Below are 4,981 nucleotides of genomic sequence, written 5' to 3'. Positions count from 1 at the left end.
TCAGTTCGCTCGACTTGCATGTATTAGGCACGCCGCCAGCGTTCATCCTGAGCCAGGATCAAACTCTCCGAAGAAATATTTGACTTGCTCAATTTAAAAATAAAAAATTAACGTTGACGTTTGTCGCTTTGTTCAGTTTTCAAAGTTCAATATTCCATAAAACAAGTTGTCGTTTCAACGACGCTTTATAATAATAAAACATATCAAATGAAACGTCAATAGTTTTTTTAAAAAAACATTGTTTTTTATTCTCGTTTTATTTTACACACCACGATAACAAGTATTCACCAAACACAGATTGTTATACCTTACTATCCATGTTTCACTTTTTCACTCTTATTTTCAAATATGAAATTGATCCTACTAAAATATGAACAGCGTAAAAGATATAAATTATTTATATCCTTCTTATCAGGCATACTTATAAAGAGAGGAGTAGTGATCAATATGTATTATAGTAGAGAAAATCAAGAACCTCCGGTTCAAGAAGAAACAGAAATTTGGGAATGTACGAAAGAAGAATGTAAAGGCTGGATGAGAAAAGATTTCTCTTACGATAGCCATCAGAAATGCCCCTTGTGTAAAAGTCAGATGAAAACTAAAAAACGCCTTATTGATAAAATCTCCCGTAATCTTCATAAAAAATAATGTACGCCTACGGTTTTAAACAGATTAAACATTACTTATAGGTAAAAACTTCATTTATATATCCATATTTACTTTCTATTTGAAGTAATAGATAGTAGGTAAATCATATTTTTTATTTACAAGAATGTAAAAAAAGACTCCTTTACAGGAGTCTTCTTTATGTTCACCTTTAATTATGCTTTGTGAACGTTAGCAGCTTGCGCTCCACGTTGACCTTGCTCAACATCAAAAGTAACCTTTTGGCCTTCTTCTAATGATTTGAAACCTTCACCTTGGATTGCGCTGAAATGTACGAATACATCGTCTCCGCCTTCAACTTCGATGAAACCGAAACCTTTTTCTGCATTAAACCATTTTACTGTACCTTCTGTCATAATTGTTGCCTCCTGCTGTGGAATACTCCACAAATGTATTACCATTCTTGCCAAACATACTCTTTAAAGAGAAAAAACTTCTTATTAAGCTTTTCTCTTCTCAATACACCGAACAAAAATAAGTTATGTGGAGTGTACCATATAGTAAGATTAATAGTAAATAAAAAAATGCCAGTTTTAACAAATTTCATCGATTCACCATAAGACTTCATCGTTTAACCTGCTTTATAAATAAGAGTACATTCAATCCAAAATAAGCCTTTTACTTTACTGAATTACAAATAAGCCCTCGGGATATTCTATACAGCGAAGAGGGAAAACAAGTGATTGATTACAACTAATCGTTGCAAAGCTTCTTACATTTGGGATGAGGTGTCTACAGCAGGCATATTTCAGAAAGCCTTATTGTAAATTGACGTATGTTTGATTCATAAGGGGATGGTAGTCATGAACGTAGGAAGGATATATATAATGGGTAGACAATAATGTTCATTTATAACTAATTATATAAATGAGGTATTTGTTCCAGACCAAGAACGATTTCGTTCACATTGTATATTTTTTTAGCTCAATGCTTAAATGAGGTGTCTGTGAAAGAGGATATACTTTTTTCAAGTTACTGTTTCATTAAGCAATGCAATTACGTAAATGCGGTGTTCCTCAAAGATCATATACTGCATTAAAAGCTACTTTTTCCTTCTTCACATGGCGGGGTGTATAATCATTTACATCCCGTTTGTGTTGTATGGGATATCTCAACTAATTGTAAAAAAGAGGAATCATAAAACAGCTTTCGATTGCTTGGTGCTTGTTCCTTCTTTTACTCTCCAAATATAAAAAATAGACTTTTCATTCTTCACTTCCCCTTCAAACTTTTGCTTTTTTTAGCGTTCCATTTCTTAAACTGTACTCCGTTCTTTTAAAATTGTGCTCCACTATTCCGTGCAAAAAATTCTAAACATTTATTTTGTGATTTTTCTTTTCTTCGTTTGTCATAGTCCTTTATTCCTCTCCGTACCCCTATGCTTTTTAAGCTACCTTTTATAAATTCTCCGGAAGCACTGTTCTTCTCTTTCGCTATTTTTCCAACAGCAATCTAATTGTTTTTTTCTAGTGGTAGTTCTATTGCATTCGTTCCTTTTCTATGAATTGTGGTTTTCCACTACAAAAGAGAGAAGAAGAGCATAAGGGGTTTTTGCCCCCACCATAGGTGTGGGGCTAGGCAGAGCCTAGCAAAACCGTGGGTACAAAGAAAGTCGCTTAATGTCCCCTTTGCGTCCCCTTTTTTTAGTTTACGTCCCTTTTGAGTCTCCTTTTAAAATCCTAATGTCCCCTTTATGTCCCCCTATTTTGGAGCCATGTCCCCTTTGCGCCTCCCTATTTTTTTACATTTTTATAGATGAATATTGTTGCTTTTCATTCATTTTTTCATCTTTTCACATGAAATTTTCTGCTTATATTCATGAAGCAAGATGCTTTTAGCATCAAAGTGAATCTTTTATATCCTTGTTTTCTGTTTCTCTATTCTTGTGATAAAAATTAAAGACATGTACTTTTCAAATTAAAAATTTTTCATTAATTCACTAAATAACTTTTTAAGATTTTATTATCAACCTAATACATAACTAAACAATTAGATTTTCTTTTTTTCTGCAAGAATCTAACTCTAATTCTTTTTAAAAAACGAGTTAATTATCACTAATTTAGAATCAATTTAATTAAAATTAACTCAACAAAAAAGAAGTTTAATTTAATTAAAATGTAGCATATCAACTTTTCTAATCAAAAGCTGTCGAATCTATATTTTTTATACCCAATTAGTAATTAATTGATTTAAATTAATTTCAATTAAGTTCACAAAGACTAAATGTACCAATAAAAGGTGACTCTACCTAATTAATTTTCATTCAAATAAGATAACTAATTCAGACTCAATTGAGTCTGAATTAGTTATGACTACTGGATAAAATCAAGAAATGAACATAAGTGGGAGAAAATAAAATCATGACTTAAAAAATAGATTATGTATTTATACCATACTGAAACTTGGTTAAATAATTAAGTAGCGAATATAGTGATCAAAAGTAACAATTTATAACTGCTTGAATGGATTAACATCTTTTAATGCAGAGGAAAGATCTCTAATACCTAGAGAATTAGCTAAGATTATTCAAAAAAGAGGCTATGGTCATATTGAAGAAAAAACAAAACACATTTTAGCGCTTCAAAAATTTATCAAATCTCTCTAGACAATGAGGGCATGAAATTAAGTCTGTCTCTATGATACGAGGGGGTTGGTTTTGCTTATCATCTTCATTAAATTCACATTAAAGAAATTGTGTACTATTTTTTCTCGTTTAATCACATCAGAATTAATCATTGAAGCACTTCAAAAAGCTTACACTGTCCAAAAGCCCTAAAAAGGTTTGCCTATTCGTAACGATTTCGATTCATGATAAATAAGACATGAGTTTACTAAGCATGTCCACAAATAAGAGATAAAGCATCTTTTCAGCCAAAAAGACTGCTTTTATGATAATACCTACATAGATATGTTTCACACCATATTACAGAAGAAGTGTATTATCTAAACAGAATCTACAGTAGTCTCAGCTATAAAAATCCTCAATCTATTGAGGATTAAATGAGAAAAACAACTTAACACATAATTTTTTTGTTCTAAATTATCAATCCAAACTTGATAGTTCAACTTAAGATTAACTTAAAATAACCTCGTTGCATAAAAAACTAATTTAGTTGAACTTAAAATGAAATAAGTTTTACTAAATTGAATATAAATAAATAAAAGTTTAATTAAAATGCAATTAAGTTATATTTAGTTGAACTTAATTGCATTTTAATTAAACTTATTGTAATATTTAAAAAAATTATAATGGATTTGTAGTTTTTTGAAGGACTCAGTTCAAATTTAATTGAACTACATAACGTAAAATATTATAAATTTAATTCAGTTAAGGGTGGAATCTGCTAGAATAATAAAGACAAGCTTTAAAATAAGTCTAACTTAATTAGTCAGGACCAATTAAGTTAGACTTAATTGAGTTATTAAAAATATTTCATATAATAAGATACTAACTAAGTTAGATTAATTCGTTTATGAGGGAGGTACAATTATGAGCGAAGAAACAATGGTTATTTCAGAAGTTGCTAGAAAATTTAATATAGAAAATCATCAGTTACGGGACTGGTGCGAAGTCGGGTTAGTACGACATAAAAGAATTGGAAGAATAAGATACATATTTACTGATGAAGATAAAAAAATCGAGAAGATTATTGAACTAAAGGAAAAGTTCGGAAAACATGCACCAAATGAAATGATTCGTGAAGAATTAATTAAAGCAAATTTAATGAGCGAAGAACAAACAAAAATTATTAACAAGGATTTAGAGGAAGAAGATATAAACGAAAACTCCTTTAAAGAAGCATTTTTATTGCTTGCTAAAAAAATAGAAGAAATGGATAAAAAAATGGAAAAGAAAGAACAACTAACGCTTCCATCTGAAAATTTGGCAGAAAAAAAAGATGTTATAGAAATAAAAGAACAGATGAATAAACTTGAACAAGACAATCAGCGTTTAAAAGAAGTGAATGATCAATTACTAAAAAAACTAGATTCTATCCATTCAGCTATGACCGAAATTCAAAAAGAACAAGGAAAAAGCATATGGAAAAGAATGTTCACAAAATAATAAAACAGCTTCTAATTACTGCTCAGTATTTAGAAGCTGTTTTATTATTTTTGTAGCAGTTGTCAGAGAAAGTTCTCTTAATACCTTCAACAATAAATTCATTTGAATATAGATAGGATTTGTACCTCATAAAAGGTGCAAAACTAAATCTTTTGAGATATATTACTAATTCTTATTGAATTATGAGATTAATTAACGCTATAATAAAACTAACAAAAATGACCGGAATAGAAAAAAGACTTCAACTGT

Annotated in this window: 3 protein-coding genes and 1 rRNA gene; 2 read left to right on the top strand and 2 right to left on the bottom strand. The window is 29.9% G+C overall.

Annotated features, from left to right (window positions below; translation table 11 throughout):
- A 16S ribosomal RNA gene (locus tag ACH0CI_RS28000) occupies positions 1 to 74 on the bottom strand; the annotation flags it as partial.
- A 373-nt stretch (positions 75 to 447) separates the two neighbouring features.
- Here ACH0CI_RS28000 and ACH0CI_RS27995 point away from each other — a divergent pair.
- Entirely contained in the window at positions 448 to 648 is a 201-nt protein-coding gene (locus ACH0CI_RS27995; protein ID WP_406902639.1) for a cold-inducible protein YdjO-related protein, read from the top strand.
- Positions 649 to 821: 173 nt separating this feature from the next.
- Here ACH0CI_RS27995 and ACH0CI_RS27990 read toward each other — a convergent pair whose 3' ends face one another.
- Positions 822 to 1,022, bottom strand: coding sequence for a cold-shock protein (locus tag ACH0CI_RS27990; protein WP_074684490.1), 201 nt, complete (start codon positions 1,020 to 1,022; stop codon positions 822 to 824).
- A 3,134-nt stretch (positions 1,023 to 4,156) separates the two neighbouring features.
- Between ACH0CI_RS27990 and ACH0CI_RS27985 the strand changes: the two genes are divergently transcribed.
- The gene (locus ACH0CI_RS27985) at positions 4,157 to 4,732 is read left to right on the top strand and encodes a MerR family transcriptional regulator (protein WP_034655621.1); all 576 of its coding nucleotides are present in this window, start codon (positions 4,157 to 4,159) and stop codon (positions 4,730 to 4,732) included.
- Positions 4,733 to 4,981 lie beyond the last annotated feature (249 nt).

This window comes from Priestia sp. 179-F W1.4 NHS (assembly GCF_045369295.1).
Lineage (GTDB): Bacteria > Bacillota > Bacilli > Bacillales > Bacillaceae_H > Priestia > Priestia zanthoxyli.
This window is presented reverse-complemented; position numbering and strand designations above follow the sequence as displayed.

Coding starts and splice junctions, on each gene's coding strand:
- ACH0CI_RS27990 (WP_074684490.1), bottom strand. CDS start 1,022: ATGACAGAAGGTACAGTAAAATGGTTTAATGCAGAAAAAGGTTTCGGT.
- ACH0CI_RS27985 (WP_034655621.1), top strand. CDS start 4,157: ATGAGCGAAGAAACAATGGTTATTTCAGAAGTTGCTAGAAAATTTAAT.
- ACH0CI_RS27995 (WP_406902639.1), top strand. CDS start 448: ATGTATTATAGTAGAGAAAATCAAGAACCTCCGGTTCAAGAAGAAACA.